This is a genomic window from Leptolyngbya cf. ectocarpi LEGE 11479 (genome assembly GCF_015207065.1).
Lineage (GTDB): Bacteria > Cyanobacteriota > Cyanobacteriia > Phormidesmidales > Phormidesmidaceae > Leptothoe > Leptothoe ectocarpi.
In genome coordinates, this window is sequence record NZ_JADEXP010000650.1 from 1 (window position 1) to 1046 (window position 1046).

Genomic DNA, 1046 nt, shown 5'->3' on the forward strand with positions numbered 1-1046 from the left:
CACACAAAGTTACCGGCATCTTCGCTAATGGAAGTGTGAATTGTATTGTCAACCAGTGTTTGTAGATTAATCGGTGTCGCTAGCCGCTGCTCTTTGTAGGTGCCCCACTGCTCTACAGTCAGTCTCTTGCGGGTTTCAGCCATGCCGCAGCAGACGACAACTTTGGGCCGATACTGAACGATAGCGCTGATCACCCGGATCGGAGCTAGGTCAAAATTGACCGGTAAATATCTGAGAAACATGGCATGGCTGGGAAGTTTTGCCATCACCTGGTCCAGCAGGACATCGCTGGAGTTTAATCCCTGATTGGCTTTCCACGGTCGAAAGCTGGTGATCAATATGGGTGCTGTCATTACCTCTAAAGCCTGTCCATCCTTCAAACAAGCCGATAGTATAGAGCAGTAATCGCCTGTTACACCTATTAGAGGGATTCAGAGGGACCTATGCCAACCATCGCTGTGATTGATTACGATATGGGTAATCTGCACTCGGCCTGTAAAGGGCTAGAGTTTGCCGGGGCGACACCGATAGTGACCGATCAGCCAGAGGTAATCCACGGGGCTGATGGTGTAGTCCTTCCAGGGGTGGGAGCCTTTGACCCGGCGATGCAGCATCTGCGCGATCTCAACCTCACCCAGCCAATCCGAGACGTGATCGCCAGCGGCAAACCCTTCCTCGGCATCTGTGTCGGCATGCAGATGATGACCGATTGGGGTCGCGAATATGAGGATGTGACAGGCTTCGGCTGGGTCCCCGGCGAGGTCACGAAGATCGCCCCATCTGACCCAGCAATGAAGGTGCCGCATATGGGCTGGAATGATCTGGTGATCGACCAGCCCCACCCGGTTCTGGACGGCATTTCAACCGGCGATCACGCCTATTTTGTGCATTCCTATCATCTGCAAGCAACCAATGAGGCCGATGTTATTACCCGCGCCGACTATGGTGGCCCTGTGACGGCGATTGTTGGCCGCGACAATCTTATCGGCACGCAATTCCACCCGGAAAAAAGCCAGACACTTGGCCTGGCTTTGATTGGTAATTTT

The 1046-nt window shown here is 53.3% G+C and carries 2 protein-coding genes; one reads left to right on the forward strand and one right to left on the reverse strand.

Annotation, left to right across the window (positions count from 1 at the left end; genetic code table 11):
- The coding region (locus tag IQ260_RS30735) for a pyroglutamyl-peptidase I family protein (RefSeq protein ID WP_193996825.1) at positions 1-353 on the reverse strand (353 nt) is incomplete at its 3' end.
- 90 nt (positions 354-443) lie between these two features.
- On the opposite strand from IQ260_RS30735, the gene hisH reads away from it, so the two are divergent.
- Positions 444-1046, forward strand: a 603-nt coding sequence (gene hisH, locus IQ260_RS30740; protein WP_193996826.1) for an imidazole glycerol phosphate synthase subunit HisH, incomplete at its 3' end; no start/stop codon positions are given.